Origin of the sequence: Agarivorans sp. 1_MG-2023, assembly GCF_030548385.1 — a bacterium.
Classification (GTDB): Bacteria; Pseudomonadota; Gammaproteobacteria; order Enterobacterales; family Celerinatantimonadaceae; genus Agarivorans.
Genome location: NZ_JAUOSJ010000007.1, coordinates 203,263 through 222,816, shown reverse-complemented (window position 1 = coordinate 222,816; position 19,554 = coordinate 203,263). Strand labels below are relative to the sequence as shown.

Below are 19,554 nucleotides of genomic sequence, written 5' to 3'. Positions count from 1 at the left end.
AGCTAGCTTTACACCGCTGCCTATTTTGTTGGTTATAAAACGGCTACGATTTAAGCTGTTTCACATTAGTTTCATTTGAAGTCTTTTAAAATAAGCGTTCGTTAGAGTAGAAGCTGTAAGGATCACGGTTGCTCAATAAAATTCTCAACATTGGCACGCGCAAAGGAAAGCGCCACGCAGTGCGAATGACCAATTTGTTTATTGTTATTGGTCTACCATTGTTGATGCTCAACGTGGCTGTTCAAGCCTCTGAGTACCAGATAAATGTTGCTGAATTTTGGCTAGTAAACGCGATGGTTATTGTCGGTTATTGCATTACGCTGTTACTCAACTGGCTAAATCAGAATGACCTTGCTCGAGCTTGGATGCTCACGGTATTTGTATTAGACGTCACCCTCGCGTCTACACGCTGGTTTGGCATTGAATCGTTAATTTTCTTCCACCTCATTGTGCTGTACCCAGTGGCCTTTTTACTCTGGCAAGACAAACCATCGATTCGCAATGCGATTTTGGTGCTTATTTCGGTGGCCTTTTTAGCCATATTTTATTGGCCAAATGCCCCAATGTTTCCAAGTGATCTAGAACAGCAACAAAGCTCAATGGCGTTGGTATTTATCAACTGCGCCATATTGCTGAGTCTAGTGGCCAAACTGTTTTCTATTGATACCCAGCGCGCCCACCAGCACTTGGCTAAACAAGCTCGCATCGATTCTCTGACCAACGTATTAAATCGTCGCGAATTAGAGCGCCAACTAAAATTGGAAAATGAGTCGGTGTTCAGCATGGCAGTAATGCTTTTTGATATTGATAAGTTTAAAGCCATTAACGACCACTTTGGCCACCACGCTGGTGACCAAGCCTTAAAACATGTTGTAGCCTGCGTGCGACAAGTGTTGCCAGAAGAAGCAAAGTTTGCTCGATTTGGTGGCGATGAATTTTGTATATTGTGGCCCAATTGCAAACGCCAGCAAGCGCAAACCCTCGCCAGAAAAATCGTCCGTCACGTGGCCAATAACGCCTGGTTACACCAGCAACATAATACCGCCATCAGCATTAGCATGGGTGTCGCCTTTGAAACCCAACGAAAAGACCTTTCCAGACTATTGATTGACGCCGACAATGCCATGTATGCTGCCAAACGTAACGGGCGCAATACCTTTGTGGCATTTTGGACCGACCAAACACAAGCAATGCCCGCTTAAACGCAACCAACGCCCCTGTTTTTGCTAACGCCAACTTTAGGATTCATCTGTGAACTACGAATGGTTAGCCCTTTTGGCGGCTGCTTTATGGGCATGCACTAGCTTAATATCGGTCACTCCTAGCCGCCAGCTTGGCGCCTTTGCTTATAGCCGTTGGCGTATGGGGTTAGTCAGCGTAATGCTTCTTAGCGCAGCTTTATTCAACAACCAATGGCAAATGATAACTCTAGAGCAAGCGGGTCTGTTTGCTTTGTCTGGTTTTATTGGAGTGTTTGTTGGAGATACCGCCTTATTTGCCTGCATGAATCGGCTTGGCCCCAGGCGCGCGAGTTTACTATTTGCTTGTCACGCGGCTTTTTCAGCGTTTTTGGGAGTGTGGCTTTTTAATGAAGCGCTATTTGGCTGGTCGTTACTAGGCGCAGGCTGCTTATTTTTGGGTGTAGCCTTAGCGGTAGCCTTTGGCCGCAAACCCGACCAACATAGTTGGGAGAAGATTTCAGGTCCGGTAGGCATTGCAGTGGCCTTAGGTTTAACTGCTGCACTATGTCAAAGCCTGGGTACGGTAATGCTCAAGCCTCTAATGAGTGCTCCAGAGTTTTCTCAAATAGACCCGGTGGCAGGCTCCGCTTTGCGCATGTTTAGTGCTTTTTCTGCTCATTGGCTGTTGTGGTTAAGCGGCAATAAACTAGCGCGAGCCCAAAATCCTCTCAACTCAAGACTCTTTATGATGATTGCCGCCAATGGCTTTTTAGCCATGGCTGTAGGCATGACTCTTATGCTATTTGCTTTACGCTACGGCGACGTATCCGTCGTCGCACTATTGTCTTCTACCTCACCAGTATTGGTATTACCTTTGTTATGGATAGTCACCAAACAAGCTCCCACTCGCTCGGCCTGGTGCAGTGCTGCCTTATGTGTTTTGGGTAGCGCTTTATTAATTTTCGCCTAAATTTTGATGGTAAATAGCAAAAGACTCGTGATTACCCTAGTCCTTAAATGCCGGGAGATTAGCAATGCGCTGGTCGATAAAAAAAACCTTCTGCTGATACAACTCAGAATCAGTTGAACCGTAGATGTGAGCAAAATCAGGCTCGCTAATACCTTCTGTAAGATCATCAATTCGCGGAAAAAATGCCTCTTCGGAACGCGCATTGCGCATCACAGTTAAAAACTGTTTTGCTTTGCTTTTTTGCTTCGCCGTTTCGGCAAATATAATGCCTGCCTTATCGGCGGCCAAATCAGCAAAGCTAAAGCCGCTCCCGCCCTCGAGCGAGTCAAACAACTCTTTAAATTCACCAATAGACGCACTAAATCCTTGTTCACCAGCCATGCTCAACCCAGCCGAATAAACAAAGTGCAAGAGTAGATCTCTACGCCCAGCTAACGTCACATTAGTCGGGGCGGCTTGTAAACTTATCTGTTGCTCAAAACGCTGGGCCATTACCTGTTGAAAAGGTCCTTGGCTGAAAAACATCGCCATAGCCCATACTAGCGCCTGCTGCTCGGTTAACAGCTCCCCTTGTTCGCCACGCATTGCCACGTCAAAACTTAAGGGGTAAAGATAATCGTAAAGTGAAATAGTCTGCTGTTGGCCATATTGTTGACTAAGTGTCAGCAGTTTTTGGTAATACACGTCTACGGGCAGCTTGCTCACACTAGGGTTTTGCCACTGACTAACATTTTTATACACGCTAGCCACACGCACACCTAAGTCGGCCACTGGTTGCACCTTGACGCTGACTTGCTGAGCGTCAATATCTACCTGACTAAGCCCAGCTAACAACTCTTCAAATTGAAGCTCGGGAAACAGCGCCTCCAAACCACGGGTTAATAATGCTTTAGCAATGCTTCCGGGTAGCCGTAGCCCACCAATTTGCCAATCACCAAACCGCAAACCTTCGGCAGAAGATAACAGCGTAATATGGCTGTTAATATACCCATGGTAGATCCCCTTAGGGAGAGCAACGCTTGCCTGAAGCTGTAAATACTCTGGCGCAAAATGCGCTTCAGCATTTAAGCCACTAAAAGCTTTAGACGCCAAGGCTAACAGCCCCTGCATTTGCTGTTGGCTTAGCTGAATATCTATTGCTTGCTGGGCCTTGCTAAACTGGACGACATTACTTTGCAGCCATTGTTTAGCATCCGCCACTTGTTGCGGGCTTACCGATCTAGGAGCAGAAATAGAGGCTTGTTTAGATACACTTAAAACAACTACGCTGGCAATTGCCAGCGAAAGTATAAGCACCAAAGCGAAGAGTGAAACTAACAGCTTTTTCATTAGAAATTACGCACATTCAGGCCATTTATGAGAGACATAGTCACTGGTCTTCGGCTAACCATTGTGCAACGTCTTTGGCAAAATAAGTCAAAATCCCATCAGCGCCAGCACGTTTAAAGGCGAGCAATGATTCTAATACCACAGGTCGCTCGGCTAACCAGCCATTGTCTATTGCCGCTTTATGCATCGCGTACTCACCACTTACCTGGTAAGCAAAAGTAGGCACAGCAAAAGTGTCTTTAACTTGGCGTACTACGTCTAAATAAGGCATGCCTGGCTTCACCATCACCATGTCGGCGCCTTCTTCAATGTCTAAAGCCACTTCATGCAAGGCTTCTTGGCCATTTGCAGGATCCATTTGATAGGTCTTTTTGTTGCCGCCCTTCAAGTTGTCAGAACTGCCTACGGCGTCGCGAAACGGGCCATAATAGCTAGAGGCGTATTTAGCCGAATACGCCATAATCATGGTGTTATGGTAACCAGCATCTTCTAACGCTTCACGAATAGCGGCGATCCGCCCGTCCATCATGTCTGATGGAGCCACCATATCGGCACCAGCAGCCGCATGTGATAAGGCCTGTTTGACTAAAATCTCAGTGGTGATGTCGTTCTGCACATAACCTTGCTCGTCAATAATGCCGTCTTGCCCATGGGTAGTGAACGGGTCTAAAGCAACATCGGTCATTATGCCCAATTCAGGGAAAGCCTGTTTCAGCGCTCTCACTGCACGTTGCGCTAACGCATCGTCAGCGTAAGCTTGCTCGGCCAACAATGACTTTTGGTCTAAAGGTGTTACCGGGAATAAAGCGATCATTGGCACACCTAAGGCAACCAATTGCTCTGCTTCTTTTAGTAATAAATCGATACTAAAACGCTGAATACCCGGCATCGATGCAATGTTCTCGGTCTTATTTTCGCCTTCAATAACAAACATCGGATAAATCAGATCATCAACGCTAAGCTGATTTTCACAGGCCAAGCGACGAGAAAAATCATGGCGACGAATACGACGCATACGGGTTGCAGGGAAAACTCTTGATACGCTCACTCGGCGCTCCTTAAAATTTAGCATTGTACATCTAGCGCTACTTTAAGCGGCTATGGCTTGCTCGGCAAGCGTAGCTAACAACTTTCTTAACTCTTATCAAACAGCTGCAAGTCGCTCATGGAATGTAAGCTAAAACGCCCAATATCAGGGATAAGCGCCAACTGCCAAGGAAAACGTTTCCACATTTAGCTGACATTTGTTAAATTAGTGATACAACATGGCGTAATGTCACAGTGAGTGACGCAGGTTCTATACCTTACTTTAGGTAAGCTAACCAAGTCATGAATCGATTAGTTTTTGGAGAATAAATGGCCACAATTAAAGACGTAGCAGCTGCCGCCGGTGTTTCTGTCGCCACCGTATCACGCGTGGTAAACAATGGTCCTAAGGTTAGCGCCAAAAACCGTGATTTAGTTAAAAAGGTGATGCTAGAATTGGGTTATCGCCCCAACGCCAATGCGCGAGCCTTAGTCACTCAAACCAATCCTACTCTTGGTTTAGTATTTAGCGAATTGACCGACCCGTTTTTTGCCACTCTGGCTGGCGGCGTTGAAAAGGTCACTCGCAATAACAACATTCAGTTGCTCATTAGCAACGGCTTAGTGAGTGCCGAGAGCGAAAAACGCGCAATTGAAACCTTGTTGGAACAGCGCTGCCAAGCTCTCGTTGTGCATTCTAAGGCCTTGAGTAATCAAGCCTTAATTGACTACGCAGAAGCTGTACCGGCAATGGTACTGATTAACCGTTATATTCCAGAAATAGCTCATCGCTGTGTGTGGTTAGACAACCAAGCTGGTGGCGAAGCAGCCGCTAGGCACTTGCTAGCACAAGGCCACGAAAACATTGCCTGCATTACCAGCAACTACGACATCGAAGATCCACGCTTACGCTTACAAGGCGCAAAGGCGGCTTTAAGTGAGCATGGTATGCCGTTATCGGAACACGCTATTGCATCATCAGATCCCAATGAAATTGGCGGCGAAATTGCTGCACAAAATTTATTGGCACGTGGTTTAGACTTTTCAGCCTTGATTGTTTACAACGATTCAATGGCGTCTGGGGCTATCACTGTATTGTGCGATAACGGTTATCGAGTCCCTGAAGATGTATCGGTCATTGGTTTTGATGACGTGCTGCTATCACGCTATTTACGGCCAAAACTCACCACCATGCGTTACCCCATTGAGATGATGGCGATGGAAGCTGCTGAAATGTCTTTAGCCTTAGCCGCTGGAGAGCCCGTAGCGCCCATTCATAAATACGTACCAACCCTGGTAAAACGCGACTCTGTAGCGGTACACAAGCAACTCCAAAACGCCACTTAGCGCTTACAGCACGCAAGGCAATACCATGTCGTATCGAGTCTTTGGCTCGGTGCTACATCGCTGTAAAAACGAAATCGCTCATACCTTATATTCCCAACTTATCACACAGGTTGTAATACACCGCACCTAAGGCGGTAAAAGGCACTTGCAGGTGTCGCCCTCCTGGAAAGCGGTAATGATTAAGCGAGGCAAATACGTCAAAACGTTGCGATTGCTCACTTAATACCTCTGCCAGCAATTTTCCCGCTAAATGGGTACAAGTTAAGCCGTGACCACTATAACCCTGCAGGTAATAAATATTGCTATCTAGGCGGCCAAACTGCGGCATTCGTGAATAGGTAAGCAAAAAGTTACCGGTCCATGCATAATCGATATTTACGCCCGTTAACTGCGGAAATAAAGCCTCAAATTTGGGTCTAATTTGTTTTTCAATTGAGGCCAAAGGCTTCGCCCCGTAGACCACGCCACCACCAAACAATAAGCGCTTATCGCCACTAATTCGATAATAATCCAACAGGTAATTACAATCTTCTACGCAATAGTTTTGAGGTAGCAACTGCTCACATAAATCATCACTTAGCGGCTCTGTAGCCACCACTTGAGTACCACAACGAATGGCTTTGTCACTTAGCTTAGGTTCTAGCTCGCCCAAATACGCGTTTCCAGCAAACAGCAAATAGTTAGCCGCTACGCTGCCATGCTCGGTGGTCACTTTAGCTGGTTCACCAGCTTGGTAATCAAGCACTGCAGACTGCTCGTAAATTTCTCCACCTAAGGACAAAATCGCTTCTGCCTCTCCTAAGGCTAAGTTAAGCGAATGAATATGCCCGCCTTTCATGTCTAACAAGCCACCTTGGTATGCTTGAGTGCCAACAACTTTCGCTAACTGCGCTTTGTCTAATAACTCAAGTTGATGATTACCAAAGCGCTCCCAGTTCGCTTTTTGTTCAGCTAAGCCTTTCAGTTGCTTGGCATTATATGCCGCAAATACCCCACCTTGCTGGTAGTCACACTCAATATGGTAATCGGCAATTCGTGAGCGAATAATCTCGCCGCCCTCAAAGATCATTTCATTAAGCGCTTGCGCTGTATTTTTATCGTAACGCTGCTCGATGACATCAACGTCTCGACTGTAGCTATTGACGATTTGTCCGCCATTTCGCCCAGTAGCTCCAAAGCCTACTTTGACACTTTCCAGTATTACTACATGAAAGCCTTTTTCGGCTAAATGCAGCGCCGATGATAAGCCACTAAAGCCGGCACCAATAATACAAACATCGCAACGGATATGCTGCTGTAGCTGAGGAAACTGGCGCGTATTGTTGGCACTGGCGGCATAATACGAAGCGGTATGGTTAAGCATGTTGACTCCTTAACGACACTCTATTGCTGGTGTAAGCTAGCCGCTTTAACAAACTGGGTAAAAATGGCCTGCGAAATCGGGTTGCGAGTGGCTTGCCATTCAGGGTGCCACTGCACCGCATAAAAGAAAGGATGCTGAGCCAGCCGATAAGCTTCCACCAAGCCGTCTTCCGCCTGCGCCTCTACAATCAATGAATCTGCTAAGCGATTTACACCTTGGTTATGCAAAGAGTTCACCTCAATGCTCTGGCAATCAAGCCAACCAGCCAACCAACTGTCTTCGGCAAGCCTAAGTGAGTGCTGGTCAGCGTATTTTATTGAAAAGTTTTCGCTCTCGGGCTCTCTATGCTCAATCGCTCCCGCTAATTGATAAACCTTGTGGTGCAAACTGCCGCCAAGCGCTACGTTCATCTCTTGAAAGCCCCGGCAAATACCCAATACTGGAAGAGCATGCTGTTTAGAATATTCGATAATAGCAAAAGCTAATCTATCTCTACCGCCATCTAAACGCGGTTCTTGGTGAGTCGCACCATACAACTGTGGATGCACATTAGAATGGCTGCCGGTGAGCAATACACCATCCAATTGCGCTAATAGCGAATGCAGCGCTTCTCCTGTTAGTTGATGCGGTAAAATCACTGGGCTCGCGCCATATTCAGCCAAAGCGTTCAGATAAAACTCATTAACACTTTGTACCTGATAAAGCCCCAGTGGCTTATGGCAGGTGATGATACCTATCAATGGTTGCTTTTGGCTTTTTGTCATCAATATACTCCCTCAAACATAGCCTATTCAGCTTAGGGTTAAAGTGGCATACAATTCAGCCAATGTAAATTATATTTAACACCATGAGTTTTAGGCAATCAAACAAACCAGACAAAACACGAGTAAGGCGAATGAGTTGCGTCTTTAATCAGCATTTGATCATGCCACCAGCTAGAAAAAGACTGCGCTTATACTGAACAGCTTGTTCATTAATGCATTCGCTATTTCACTGCCGCTTAGCAGGAATCGAGTAAATCAATGGCAGCCCAGTAGCTTAATAGGTAAAATTGCCCGGCAACAATTAAGGAGTATGGGGCTCACCCTCAATCATGGCCGAACACGTAAGCATTAAAATCCAACTCAATTCGGCGCCCATTGCCGCGCCGAACGCACAACAAAACAGCATTGATAAGGTTTTAGCACCTAAACCTCCTTTCGACATTCGCAAGATTGTCGCCGCCGTACTTTTTTTATTACTGCTTGTCGGTGGCTTAATCGCGCAATTTTGGCCAGCGCCTTCTAATGCTCTTGCTGCCCAAATTGCCAGCAGCGAGCAAGTACATTTAGCCGAAACAGTAACCACCGAGAACCTGGATAGTGAAGCAACACAGCCTAAACAAGAGCCCGAAACGAACACTGAGATTCTGATAGATGCTCAGGGTAAACAAACAGTACAGACAAGCGAAATAGAGCAGGCTGCAGAAAAACAAACAGCAGCGCAGCAGCCAAATGACACCCTCAGCGCGAACAATATTGAGCAGCCCGCTATACAAGCAATAGTCGAATTAGAGCCGGCAACTTCGACTAGCGCAGAAACAGAAAATGAGTTAAATCTTCGAACTGACGAAGCCTTAGCAAACGAAGCGATAACGGACGAGCCTCAACACCCCGTAACGGCATCAGCAGAGCCTGCAACCCCAGCATTAAGCGAACAGCCGGTCACCACTGCAGAGCAAGCAAACTGGCTTACTGAACAGCTACCTCGCGCGCAATTAACTAGCGCAATAAAGCAACGCGAACCTGTAGATTCCCTCACGGTGGTGAAGCTAGACCAACAAAGCAAAATCTACTTATTTAGCGAGCTACGCAACATGCAAGACCAACAGATTCAAGTGCATTGGTACCAAGATGAACGCTTGCGTGCCAGCGTAGATTTGGCCATTGGTGGGCAACGTTGGCGCACAAATTCCAGTAAGCAATTTGATAAGCATAGCCGTGGCCATTGGCGAGTAGCCATTTTCAATCAGCAACAACAGCTAATTTTTGAACAGAACTTTGTTGTGGAGTAAGCCTAGTCACTTGCAGCGCCGCGTAGTCGTGGTAAATTGAACACTAGTGTTGAAGCACAATAGGGTGAGCCATGGAACTTGAATTGATTCGCAGTGCGCTAGGTTGGGGCGCATTGATTAATGTAGCGGTATTGCTCTATTGGTTCGCCTTTTTAACTCTTGCCCACGACTGGACGTACAAGCTGCATTCCAAATGGTTTAATCTTAGCGTAGAAAAGTTTGACCGTTTTCACTACTTGGGCTTGGCACTCTATAAAACGGCCATTATTGCCTTTTACATTGTGCCTTATATCGCCCTAGGTATAGTGTTAGATTAGTCGGTATACAGCACTATCGATTGCGGCTCAGTAATTGAATAGCCCACCGTAGCCACACCTTCTACATCTTGAATTTGGGTATTAATGGTACCCTCTACCCATACTGGTTCCCACAAATCTTCTAACTGCAAACCTTGTTTATAGGTAACGTAAACGATCTGATTAGGCGGCGGTGGCGGGTAATGCAAACATGCGCCAAAGTAAGGCACTAGCAAAAATTCAGTCACTAGCTCCCCTTCGCTATCCAGTGGCACAATAAAGCCAGGAATGCGAATAGGTTTGCCGTCCAGCTCTTTATTCACACTCACATTTAAGTTTTGCTGACCCGCTTGATCCATTGGCGCATTGTGGTCCACCTCTGGCAGTGCCATTTGTCGTTCGCTTTCCGGTAATAGCTGATCCCACACGTCAATGCCATCAGCCTGAACAGGTAGGCTGAGCATCAATAAACCAACTAGGTAATAAGCAAGTTTCATTATTTTTCCTTATTAAATCTTAATGCTCATGCCGTCACTCAGGGAGTAACGATAAGCACGCCATGCAGGCAATACACCAGCAATAAAGCCAACAACCACTACCGCCAACAGCAAATACCATTGTTCTAACGTTGGCCAAGCAAGTGTTAAGTAAAAGCCAAATTGATTAAGCAGAAGAGGCTTAGCCGCTCCCAAAATGAGGTACATACTGGCAAGGCCAAATATTGCCCCCAGCCCACTCAATAGCAACGCCTCAATCAACAGCAAACCAAAGATATGCCGAGGTTTAGCCCCCACAGAGCGTAATATTGCCATCTCGCGGCGACGCTCTTTTAGGCTCACCATAAGAGTGGTTAACATGCTCATTAAACCAGTGATCACAACACAAATCGACACCGCCAATAGCGCGCTTTCGGCAATGCTCAAGATTCCCCATAACTCTTGTAGGGCAACACCAGGCAAAATCGCTAATAGAGCTTCGCCTTTATATTGGTTTATTTGTCGCTGCAGATTAAATATCTGAAGCTTAGATTGAGTGCCTAACATCATCGCCGTAATGCTAGAGGGAGTAAGTTGTTGCTCGCTATATGGGGTGGCCTGCGGCGCTAGGTGAATCGCCTCAATACCGGCCAGCAAGGTTATCACGGTGCGATCTACTGGTGTACCGGTAGGTTTAAGTATGCCACTCACCACAAAAGGATATTGATCGTGATTAACAAAGCTAACGGCGGCAATGCCATGTGCAACTACAATTTTGTCGCCCAAGCTATAACCGAGTTTTCGAGCCACCTCTGCACCCAGCACCACTTCAAACGTTTCGTTCAAGGCTTCGCCTTGAGCAAAGCGTAACGGCTGCTTATTGGCATATTGATAGTGCTCAAAAAAGCTATTGGTGGTGCCCATGACTCGGTAGCCTCGGTGCGAATCCCCCAAGGAAATAGGAATAGACCACTTAACCGATTTCTGACCGGCAATCTCTTGATAGCTATCCCATGAAATATTGTTCGTCGCGTTACCAATACGAAACACCGAATACAGCAATAATTGAGTTGGCCCACTGCGAGCGCCTACAATAAGATCGGTCCCCGAAATGGTAGAGGCAAAGCTCGATTTAGCTTGAGTACGCAGATTTTCAACACCGAGTAACAAAGCCACACTCAAGGCAATGGTAAACAAACTGAGTAAGGCAGTACCGCGCCTTGCCCACAAACTGTGTCCGGCTAATTTAAGCAAGCTCATTTTGGCCTCCTAAATTTAACTCAGGTAAATCCACCACTTGCTCAAAACGTTCGGCCAACTCATGGTCGTGGCTTACTAACAACAAGCTGCTATCGCAGTGGCTTAATTCTGCCATGAGTAAGTTCATGAAATGTTCACGGTTGGTTTTATCCAAAGCAGAAGTGGGTTCATCAGCAATAATGAGTGCCGGTGAGCCGATCATTGCACGCGCAGCCGCCACCCTTTGTTGCTGGCCAATACTTAGCTGACCGACGGGTTGCTCTAGCTGCTTATCGGGCAGCTGTAAATGCGCCAACAAGCGACGCGCTTCTTCTAATACCGTGGCTGAACGGCTCAACGCTCGCTGTTTGCGCACTTTGGAGAACTGACAAGCTAGCGCCACATTCTCTACCACAGACAAATAAGGCAACAAGTTAAACTGCTGAAAAACATAGCCAATATTATCTGCTCTCAATTGATCTCGCTGAGCAGCACGCAGGCTTGCGCAGTCTTTTCCCATAAACGTTAAGCAACCCTGCTGTGGACTAATCACTCCCGCGATTAAACTGAGCAAAGTTGATTTACCACAACCACTTGGCCCATGAATAAAAGTGTGACTAGCTGCCGATATGTTTAAATGAGGAATGTGAATAGCCGGGTGTTGTTCACCCGGCCACGCAAACACCACTTCATCTAAACGTAAAAGAGAAGCAGAGTGGCTCATACTATAGTTTTACCTTGTTTTGCGTTGGTGTGGCTTCTATTGCTACTTGCCCGCGATCACTCGCTCCCTGCACCTGAATTTTCTGCATACGAGGGAAGTAGTTAAACAACTGTAAATCGAAGCTGCTTAACTCAGCTAACTCATGACAGTGGAAGTGATAGGTAAGGCGCACGTCTGAATGGCCAGCATGCTCGCCATGCGCTTCATGGTCATGGTCATCATGATTTTTGTGCTCATCATGGCTTTCATGAGCATGGTCGTCATGATCTTTGTGTTCATCATGCTTGTCGTGAGCATGATCGTCATGGTCTTTGTGCTCATCATGCTTCTCGTGAGCATGGTCGTCATGGTCTTTGTGTTCATCATGCTTGTCGTGAGCATGGTCGTCATGGTCTTTGTGTTCGTCATGCTTGTCGTGAGTATGATCGTCATGGTCTTTGTGCTCATCATACTTGTCGTGAGCATGCTCATCATGATGTTCGTCTTCTTGATCTAAGTCACCCCAATGTTGGCCAACTTTTTCCAACTCACATTGGCCGCCATTAAATACAAACAACTGCATGGCTTGAGCAGCCTGCTTTTTTGCATCATCCAATATCTGATGTTGTTGCTCGTTGGCAGGCGCGTGTTCAAAGCCTAAAAAGTTGTCGGCAGGTGAGAGAATTTCAATTTCCAACTCTTCACCAGCGGCAGCAAAAAATAACTCGGCTACGCCGTGTTGGTGAGCGGATTGTGCAAATGCTGCACTACTAAGCAGGCCAAAGCTGGCCGCAATTAAAGGCTTAAAGGTCATTATAGGTATCCATTGTTAGCTAAAAATAAAAGAATATAGATTTAGTTAACTGGGAGGAGGCGAGCGCGCGCTAGCCGCTAGACTATGGGCATTTTTAAAAGCGTAATTAACGGCAATAAAAGACCGCGCAATCATTAACGACGCAATCACTAAGGCGCTACTCACCAAGGCGGTAGCGAGTTTTTCTAAGTTAAAACACAGCTGGCAATGGAGCTCTGAATGATCTGGGTCTAAACGCTCTGCCTGATGCTCGCCCCACGCCAAGGCAAAGGCAAATACTGAAAAAATCAGTATCCAAGTTATGCCTTGTTGCCGGCGAGGATTTAACATTATCAGCTACCTTGTGTGTACTTCTTAAACAACTAATCCTAACTAGGATTCAAGCAGTTTTACTTCATAAGAGCCAAATTTACGTATGTTTATCACACCATTGTTAAAAATTAAGTATTGGCCTTTAATACCTTGTAACTCACCTTCTACTAAAGGATTTTTATCTAAGTTAAAGCTACTAATTTTGCTTGGGTATTGTTCAACTGGAAAGTGCAAGTCTACCACCGCCTCGTCGGGCAATGCGGTAATTGAATCTAAGCCAAAACGTTCTGCGAGTTCCGCTAAGGCATCACCAATTTGTGGCAACAATCGTTCTCGCTCGGCCACTAAATCTAATTCAATCGCGTCGCCTTTTAACATCGCCCGCCAGTTGGTTTTATCGGCCACCAATTTAGCTAACTCAATCTCCACTAAACCAGACAATTGGCGTGTTGCCACTTCAAAGATAGGCAACGCTTGAGTAGCACCTTGGTCAATCCAACGGGTAGGAATTTGAGTATGGCGAGTAATACCCACCTTTAAACCGGAAGTATTCGCTAAATAAACATAATGCGGAATCATACAGTTGGTTTCGCCCCACTCGGGCTCACGGCATGTTCCTTCACTATAGTGGCAAGTTTCGGGTTTCATAATGCACATATCGCAGCTCGCTAGTTTGCGCATACAAACAAAACAATGGCCTTGCGAATAACTCTTTTTGGTGGCTTTACCGCAGTTTCGGCAATGAATGTTACCGGTAAATTCAAAGGCGAAAGATTGTCCGATCAGGGGGTTAAGGTGCAGCTCTTGTTCACCTACCGGCAAATAATATTGTACTTGCTCGGCCAGTTCGGCGCGCATTTTAGATAAATGACCCTGCATCTTACTCTACTCTTTGAATAACTATTTAGCAGAGCAGTGTAAAGCAAAGCTCAGCGGCGTCCAAGCTTCAACATAAGCATTATTTTAGTAGGGATAGTCTTCGTCACTGCTGGTTTGGTCCATCATTATTTGATGCAGCTCGCCGCTTTCAATAAGCAGCGGCATGGCTTGGTCAAATTGATTTAATAACATTGCGCCTTTTTCAGTGGCAGAAAAACAAAAAGTAGTGCCATAGCCAAACACACTATCGATAAATGCAAAGTCCCCTTTCAGTGACGGAGAGCTATCTAGTAATGCCTCAACATCATCTCGATAATCCAAGATCGCATCTACACGGCCAACTTTAAGTAATTTAATCATTTGGCTTAAATCAGAGTATTCATCGTAGCTTGTCCCTTCTGGCAAAGAGTCAGCCCAATCGTAACCAAGGTGAGACACTACACGCTTCCCCACTAAATCGTCGCTTGATTGATAGCTATTAGCAAATGTGGCTGAAACCAGCATATCGGTAACATCGCGCTCAATTAAGTATTGTGAACAATTGGCCTTATCGAACTCATCGGCTGAAGCACCAAAAACAAGATCAACCTGCTGCTTTTCTAACATGGCCAAGCTACGTGGGTAGGGCATAAAGTGGGCGGTATAGCTGTAGTCGGGGAAAATACGTTCGACTAATGAAAAGTAATAGCCGGTGCCATTTCGATTACTGAAATCTTCCCAAAAGTCGGTGGCGATGTTGATATTGCTAGCCGCGACAAAGGGCGTATTGCACAACAATAAAAAAATGGATAATCGCGGCATAAGCCGTCCATGCTTATCAATAGGTATTAATAAGCATAGCCGAATTGACGCCGTATAGAGCCTTAAAAGATCCCCTCAAGGATTCCGTTCTTTTTTGCTAAGGAGCTCCTTGTTTCACTGTCGGAAACACGTTCCGCACCGCGTAACATGGCATCGATCAGTTCAGCTGCGTCAAATTTAGTTAAGGCTTCATCAGCACCTACTTGGCTCGCGCGGTCTACGCTAATTTCACTTGATAGTGAGGTATGCAAGATAATGTAAGCGTCTGCTACACCGGGGTCGCTACGCACTTCAAACGTCAGTTCGTAACCATCTAAGCCTGGCATTTCAATATCACTTACTAATACATCTACCGGTTGTCTAGCGGCTGCGGATTGCTGCATCATTTTAAAAGCAGTCGCACCATCGCTAGCCATTTGATAGTCAATTTCAATGCTATCCAGCGCGCTAGATAACTGCTTACGCGCCGTGGCCGAGTCATCCACCAGCAAAATTTTAAGTTGGCTAAGAATAGCTTGGTCTGGCAGGCTGACCGATACGCGAATTCGGTCTTCATCATCTGGAAATACGCTAGCAATTAGCTTTTCAATATCCAACAGCTGAATCAGCTTATCGTCTACCCGCGTAACGCCGGTTACGTAAGCATCTTTACCTAAGGTGCTTGGTGGTGGATCGATATCGCGCCAGCGACACTCGGTAATACGGTCAATACCACGCACCAAAAAACCTACCGTTTGGCGGCTTACGTCGGTAATAATGATTGAACAAGCATCGCGCTCGTCTTCGGCAATCGGCCGATAACCTACAGCTGCGGCCATATCAATAACCGAAATAGTTTGCCCACGTAAGGACGCAGAGCCTAATACATGCTCATGAGAATGAGGCAGGGCGGTAAGCCGAGTATAAGGAACAATCTCTCGTACCTTTAAGGTGCCAATTGCAAATAATTGGTTTAGCGACAACCTAAAATGCAATAAACCTTGTGTCTGACTCGTGGCGCTACTCATGAAGCATCCTTACTTTTTCGGATAACGATCAACTAATGGCAGTCGCCCTTGAACGCTCTATTACAAGCGGGTCAAGTTGGCGAAACTGCTCACAAATTTGTTTTATAACTGCACTGCCGCAAGCCGAGTGAGGCTGGGTAGCACTGACAACTACAATATCAATTGCTGGCAAGGGCGGCATTGTTTTAGCGCACAATTCTTGCAATTCACCTTTGCTAGATCGCGCCATTGCTGCTAGCGCAAGCCCTTGCGAAACCATACCATATAATCCGCTATGATTTGCACTGGTAGCCAGTAAGCGATAGGGCAGCTCAGCCTTATCTAAGCCATCTATGGCGCTACTATGAAACTTACAGTCTGCTTCATATAGCGCGATAGGAATCGGCCGTTGCTGGCTTAGGTCTTGATGTTTTGGGCTTACCCAAACGCCTTGATCGTGCCTTAGCAAGTAACCCTCGTCGCTATCTGGGCTGCGAGTGAGAATAGCTAAATCCAGCTCACCACTATCTAAACGCTCTCGCAACTGGTAGCTAGGCCCAGCGTGCAAACGCAAACATAAGTGAGGAATGTGCTGTTGCAATAGCTCACTTAACACCGGCAATACCGACACACTGTAATCATCAGGGCAGCCAATTCGTAACTCTACATTAGCGTGATTGTGTTTAAGCTCGGTGACAGCTTGGTCGTGCAAACTAACTATGCGTCGTGCATAACTGGCTAAGGCTTGGCCTGCCGGAGTAAGTACTAAACTTCTGCCTTCTTTTTCAAACAAGGGGCTTTGGCTTTCTTGCTGCAACTTTTTCATTTGTGCGCTAATCGCCGATTGAGTGCGAAAGGTTTGGCTAGCGGCTCGGGTAAAACTGCCACTTTCAACAAAAGCCACTAAACTCCGTAAGGCATCAATATCCATTTATTACCCATCACTCTTGTTAATAGTTGCCATCAAAAATAATCGTTATTCAAACTACAAGCAACTTGCCACACTAAAGCCATCAACCACTTAGCAAGGAGCCGCTATGATTTTGCATGATTACCTTCCCTCTGGAAATGGCTACAAAATTCGCTTATTACTCAGCTTATTGGCTCAGCCTTTTCAGCTAAAACACTATGATATTGTTGCTGGAGAAAGCCATACACCTGAATTTTTGGCGCTCAATGCCAATGGTAAAATTCCGGTATTGCAGCTAGACGACGGTCGCTGCTTAGCAGAATCTAATGCGGTATTGTTTTATCTGGCACAAGGCAGCCAATATTGGCCTACCGACCCTTGGCAGCAAGCGCAAGTTTTGCAATGGATGAGCTTTGAGCAATACAGTCACGAACCCAATATTGCTTCAGTGCGGTTTTGGCTAGGCCATGCTGGTTTGAATGAAACTCGACGCGCCCAACTGGCGGATAAAAAACGCCAAGGCTATGCCGCCTTAGACGTAATGGAAAAGCATTTAAGCCAACACCATTATTTAGTTGGTGAGCGCTTAAGCATTGCCGATATTGCCTTGTATGCCTATACCCACGTGGCTGAAGAAGGCGAATTTAGTTTGGCTAGCTACCCCGCAATTCAAGCGTGGTGTAAGGGCATTGCTCAGTTAGACAATTATGTCTCGATAGACGATGAATCAGCTTTATTAGCGTGATGCCAATAAGCTTAAAAAAAGGACCAAGCCAATAATATCGGCTTGGTCAAACGCGCTTACAATTTAACGATTAATTTTCCTTGGTTTTGACCACTAAACAGCAGGTTAATACCCTCTATAGCAGACTCTAAACCGTCTAATACATGCACTCGATATTGCAACTTACCCGCTTGCAAGTAAGCACCAACTTGCTGCATAAGCTGCGGCGCTTTGTCGAAGTGATCTGGCATGGTAAAGCCTTGTATGCTCAGGCGCTTCTTCACAATAGCGATCCAGTTTGGTCCCGCTGAAGGTGTTTCAGTGTTGTAATCGGCAATCATGCCGCACACCACAATACGGCCATGTGCGTTCATGTTATCAACTGCTACTTGTTGAATCGCACCGCCGGTATTCTCGAAATAAATATCTACACCATTGGGTGTCAATTCAGCCACTTTGGCGGCAATGTTGTCGGTTTTATAGTTAACTGCGCCATCAAAACCCAGTTCATCCACCAGCCACGCACATTTTTCATCACTGCCAGCAACACCAATCACCCGCAAACCTTCCGCTTTAGCAATTTGTCCCACTAAGGAACCAACCGAACCCGCAGCGCCACTCACTAATAAGGTCTCACCCGCTTTAGGCTTACCTATCTCTAACAAACCTTGTGCAGCCGTCATGCCTGGTAGCGCAAGCACTGCCAATACGGCTTCAGCAGGTAAACCTGGCGGCACAATGTTTACGCCAGCACCATTACTAATGGCTTGCTCGGTCCAACCAAACATGCCCATTACACTAGAGCCAACCGGGAAACTCGGGTTTAACGACTCAACCACCTCAGCGATACCGCTGGCACGCATTACCTCACCCAACTCTACAGGTGGAATGTAGCTATCACGGTCATCACTCATCCAGCCGCGCATGGCAGGGTCTAAAGACATATGGGTTTGTTTAACCCTAAATTGACCTTCTTGCAAAGCCTGTACAGCGTGCTGCTGGCTTTCGAAACAACTGGCTTCAATGCTGGTAACCGGGCGTTTCACTAAGTGAATTGATTGATAACTAGACATTACGCATCCTTTTTGAGTGGCCTTAGCCGTTCATTGTTAGTTGAAATAGTATAAATAGATGCATAACTTGGAATAAATAGCCCTTACAGCTAAACTTTATTGCCTTTTAGACAAAAATGAAACCTTATGGATAAGTTACGCGCGCTACAATACTTCGCCCATCTAGCCGAATCTGGCAGCTTTACCCAAACTGCAGCAGCCTTTAGTGTTCCACCCTCATCGGTATCACGACGGATTACAGATCTAGAATCCATGCTAAAACAGCAACTATTGCAGCGTAGTACCCGCCAAGTGAAACTGACCGAGTTAGGTGCCCTGTATTACCAGCAAATTCTGCCTGCTTTACATGGCCTTAATGATGCAGAAGATTTGTTAAAACAGCAGCAACAACACCCTAGTGGCATGCTGTCGATAAGTGCCATGCCCAGCTATGGAGAGCTTTGTTTAGCCCCCATTCTTAGCGAGTTTTCTCAGATTTATCCGGATATCGTTCTCGATCTACACTTTAGTGACCAACTCAGTAATTTACGTCGCGACCAGATCGATATTGCCGTGCGTGCGGGTAATGCCCCTGATGATCGGATTATTGCTAAAAAGCTATCCAATAATCATTTTGTGTTGTGCGCTGCACCAAAGTATTTGGCCAAACATGGTTTACCTCATACGCCTGCAGACTTAAACGCTCACCCGAGTCTTCGCTATCGCAGCCCTGAAAAAGTATTACCTTGGTACTACAAACACCAGCAGCAATGGCAAGAATTAAGCGCTCCTATTCGCTTAATTTCTAATCATGGTACAAGCTTAGTGAATGCTGCCATCAACGCAGAAGGCATTGCCTTGCTCCCCGAATGGGGAATTAGCCAACAGCTCGCCGAAGGCAGTTTAGTAACGATTGATGTGGGCCAAGACATTCGAGTATCTACAGCGGAATCCTCAGGAATTTTTCTTTTATACCAAGGGCTTAAATATCAGATCCCAAAAGTAAAAGTTGCTGTAGATTTTTTAGTTTCTCGTTTAACCCTGTAACTAGACAGATATTCAGCCTATTGTTAAATGACACAAATGTTTCAAC

At 46.0% G+C, this 19,554-nt stretch carries 21 protein-coding genes; 7 read left to right on the top strand and 14 right to left on the bottom strand.

Features of this window, described 5'->3' with window-relative positions; genetic code table 11:
• Nucleotides 1–128 precede the first annotated feature (128 nt).
• Nucleotides 129–1,202 carry a GGDEF domain-containing protein gene (locus Q4592_RS12500; protein WP_303513463.1) on the top strand — a complete coding sequence of 358 codons (1,074 nt, stop codon included), beginning with the start codon at nt 129–131 and terminating at the stop codon, nt 1,200–1,202.
• Between the two features lie 49 nt (nt 1,203–1,251).
• Nucleotides 1,252–2,151 (top strand): DMT family transporter, encoded by a 900-nt coding sequence (locus tag Q4592_RS12495; protein WP_303513460.1) that lies wholly within the window; start codon nt 1,252–1,254, stop codon nt 2,149–2,151.
• A gap of 36 nt (nt 2,152–2,187) precedes the next feature.
• Here the strand turns inward: Q4592_RS12495 and Q4592_RS12490 are convergent, their stop codons facing one another.
• Entirely contained in the window at nt 2,188–3,480 is a 1,293-nt protein-coding gene (locus Q4592_RS12490) for a hypothetical protein (RefSeq protein WP_303513457.1), read from the bottom strand.
• Between the two features lie 40 nt (nt 3,481–3,520).
• On the bottom strand, nt 3,521–4,552 hold the full coding sequence (gene hemB / locus Q4592_RS12485) for a porphobilinogen synthase (RefSeq protein WP_303513454.1): 1,032 nt from the start codon (nt 4,550–4,552) through the stop codon (nt 3,521–3,523).
• 284 nt (nt 4,553–4,836) lie between these two features.
• On the opposite strand from hemB, the gene Q4592_RS12480 reads away from it, so the two are divergent.
• A complete protein-coding gene (locus tag Q4592_RS12480; RefSeq protein WP_137674448.1) occupies nt 4,837–5,853 on the top strand; it encodes a substrate-binding domain-containing protein in 1,017 nt (338 codons plus the stop codon).
• An 85-nt stretch (nt 5,854–5,938) separates the two neighbouring features.
• Here Q4592_RS12480 and Q4592_RS12475 read toward each other — a convergent pair whose 3' ends face one another.
• Both Q4592_RS12475 and Q4592_RS12470 read right to left on the bottom strand, forming a co-directional pair.
• The gene (locus Q4592_RS12475; RefSeq protein WP_303513450.1) at nt 5,939–7,216 is read right to left on the bottom strand and encodes an FAD-binding oxidoreductase; all 1,278 of its coding nucleotides are present in this window, start codon (nt 7,214–7,216) and stop codon (nt 5,939–5,941) included.
• Between the two features lie 20 nt (nt 7,217–7,236).
• The gene (locus tag Q4592_RS12470; protein ID WP_303513447.1) at nt 7,237–7,980 is read right to left on the bottom strand and encodes a gamma-glutamyl-gamma-aminobutyrate hydrolase family protein; all 744 of its coding nucleotides are present in this window, start codon (nt 7,978–7,980) and stop codon (nt 7,237–7,239) included.
• Between the two features lie 329 nt (nt 7,981–8,309).
• Here Q4592_RS12470 and Q4592_RS12465 point away from each other — a divergent pair, with 329 nt between their 5' ends.
• Both Q4592_RS12465 and Q4592_RS12460 read left to right on the top strand, forming a co-directional pair.
• The gene (locus Q4592_RS12465) at nt 8,310–9,269 is read left to right on the top strand and encodes a DUF2914 domain-containing protein (RefSeq protein WP_303513444.1); all 960 of its coding nucleotides are present in this window, start codon (nt 8,310–8,312) and stop codon (nt 9,267–9,269) included.
• A 71-nt stretch (nt 9,270–9,340) separates the two neighbouring features.
• Nucleotides 9,341–9,586 carry a DUF6868 family protein gene (locus Q4592_RS12460; protein ID WP_137674444.1) on the top strand — a complete coding sequence of 82 codons (246 nt, stop codon included), beginning with the start codon at nt 9,341–9,343 and terminating at the stop codon, nt 9,584–9,586.
• Here the strand turns inward: Q4592_RS12460 and Q4592_RS12455 are convergent.
• The 9 genes from Q4592_RS12455 to Q4592_RS12415 form a co-directional block, all read right to left on the bottom strand.
• Nucleotides 9,583–10,062 (bottom strand): DUF3299 domain-containing protein, encoded by a 480-nt coding sequence (locus Q4592_RS12455; protein WP_137674443.1) that lies wholly within the window; start codon nt 10,060–10,062, stop codon nt 9,583–9,585. The genes Q4592_RS12460 and Q4592_RS12455 overlap by 4 nt on opposite strands.
• Nucleotides 10,063–10,074: 12 nt before the next feature.
• Nucleotides 10,075–11,301: an ABC transporter permease gene (locus Q4592_RS12450; RefSeq protein ID WP_303513439.1), complete on the bottom strand. Its 1,227-nt coding sequence runs from the start codon at nt 11,299–11,301 to the stop codon at nt 10,075–10,077.
• Nucleotides 11,288–12,004: an ABC transporter ATP-binding protein gene (locus Q4592_RS12445; RefSeq protein ID WP_303513436.1), complete on the bottom strand. Its 717-nt coding sequence runs from the start codon at nt 12,002–12,004 to the stop codon at nt 11,288–11,290. The genes Q4592_RS12450 and Q4592_RS12445 overlap by 14 nt, the downstream gene beginning before the upstream one ends.
• A gap of 1 nt (nt 12,005) precedes the next feature.
• Nucleotides 12,006–12,797, bottom strand: a complete 792-nt coding sequence (locus tag Q4592_RS12440) for a DUF2796 domain-containing protein (protein WP_303513434.1) — start codon at nt 12,795–12,797, stop codon at nt 12,006–12,008.
• A 45-nt stretch (nt 12,798–12,842) separates the two neighbouring features.
• Nucleotides 12,843–13,127: a hypothetical protein gene (locus Q4592_RS12435; protein WP_303513432.1), complete on the bottom strand. Its 285-nt coding sequence runs from the start codon at nt 13,125–13,127 to the stop codon at nt 12,843–12,845.
• Nucleotides 13,128–13,169: 42 nt separating this feature from the next.
• The gene (locus Q4592_RS12430; protein WP_303513430.1) at nt 13,170–13,988 is read right to left on the bottom strand and encodes a DUF2797 domain-containing protein; all 819 of its coding nucleotides are present in this window, start codon (nt 13,986–13,988) and stop codon (nt 13,170–13,172) included.
• Nucleotides 13,989–14,072: 84 nt separating this feature from the next.
• The gene (locus tag Q4592_RS12425) at nt 14,073–14,789 is read right to left on the bottom strand and encodes an ABC transporter substrate-binding protein (RefSeq protein WP_303513426.1); all 717 of its coding nucleotides are present in this window, start codon (nt 14,787–14,789) and stop codon (nt 14,073–14,075) included.
• A gap of 62 nt (nt 14,790–14,851) precedes the next feature.
• Nucleotides 14,852–15,796, bottom strand: coding sequence for a chemotaxis protein (locus Q4592_RS12420; RefSeq protein ID WP_303513422.1), 945 nt, complete (start codon nt 15,794–15,796; stop codon nt 14,852–14,854).
• A 28-nt stretch (nt 15,797–15,824) separates the two neighbouring features.
• On the bottom strand, nt 15,825–16,706 hold the full coding sequence (locus tag Q4592_RS12415; protein WP_303513419.1) for a LysR family transcriptional regulator: 882 nt from the start codon (nt 16,704–16,706) through the stop codon (nt 15,825–15,827).
• Nucleotides 16,707–16,812: 106 nt separating this feature from the next.
• Here Q4592_RS12415 and Q4592_RS12410 point away from each other — a divergent pair, with 106 nt between their 5' ends.
• The gene (locus tag Q4592_RS12410; protein ID WP_303513417.1) at nt 16,813–17,430 is read left to right on the top strand and encodes a glutathione S-transferase family protein; all 618 of its coding nucleotides are present in this window, start codon (nt 16,813–16,815) and stop codon (nt 17,428–17,430) included.
• A 56-nt stretch (nt 17,431–17,486) separates the two neighbouring features.
• Here the strand turns inward: Q4592_RS12410 and Q4592_RS12405 are convergent, their stop codons facing one another.
• Entirely contained in the window at nt 17,487–18,482 is a 996-nt protein-coding gene (locus Q4592_RS12405) for an NADP-dependent oxidoreductase (protein WP_303513415.1), read from the bottom strand.
• 126 nt (nt 18,483–18,608) lie between these two features.
• Between Q4592_RS12405 and Q4592_RS12400 the strand changes: the two genes are divergently transcribed.
• Nucleotides 18,609–19,508, top strand: coding sequence for a LysR family transcriptional regulator (locus tag Q4592_RS12400; protein WP_303513412.1), 900 nt, complete (start codon nt 18,609–18,611; stop codon nt 19,506–19,508).
• Nucleotides 19,509–19,554: the final 46 nt, after the last annotated feature.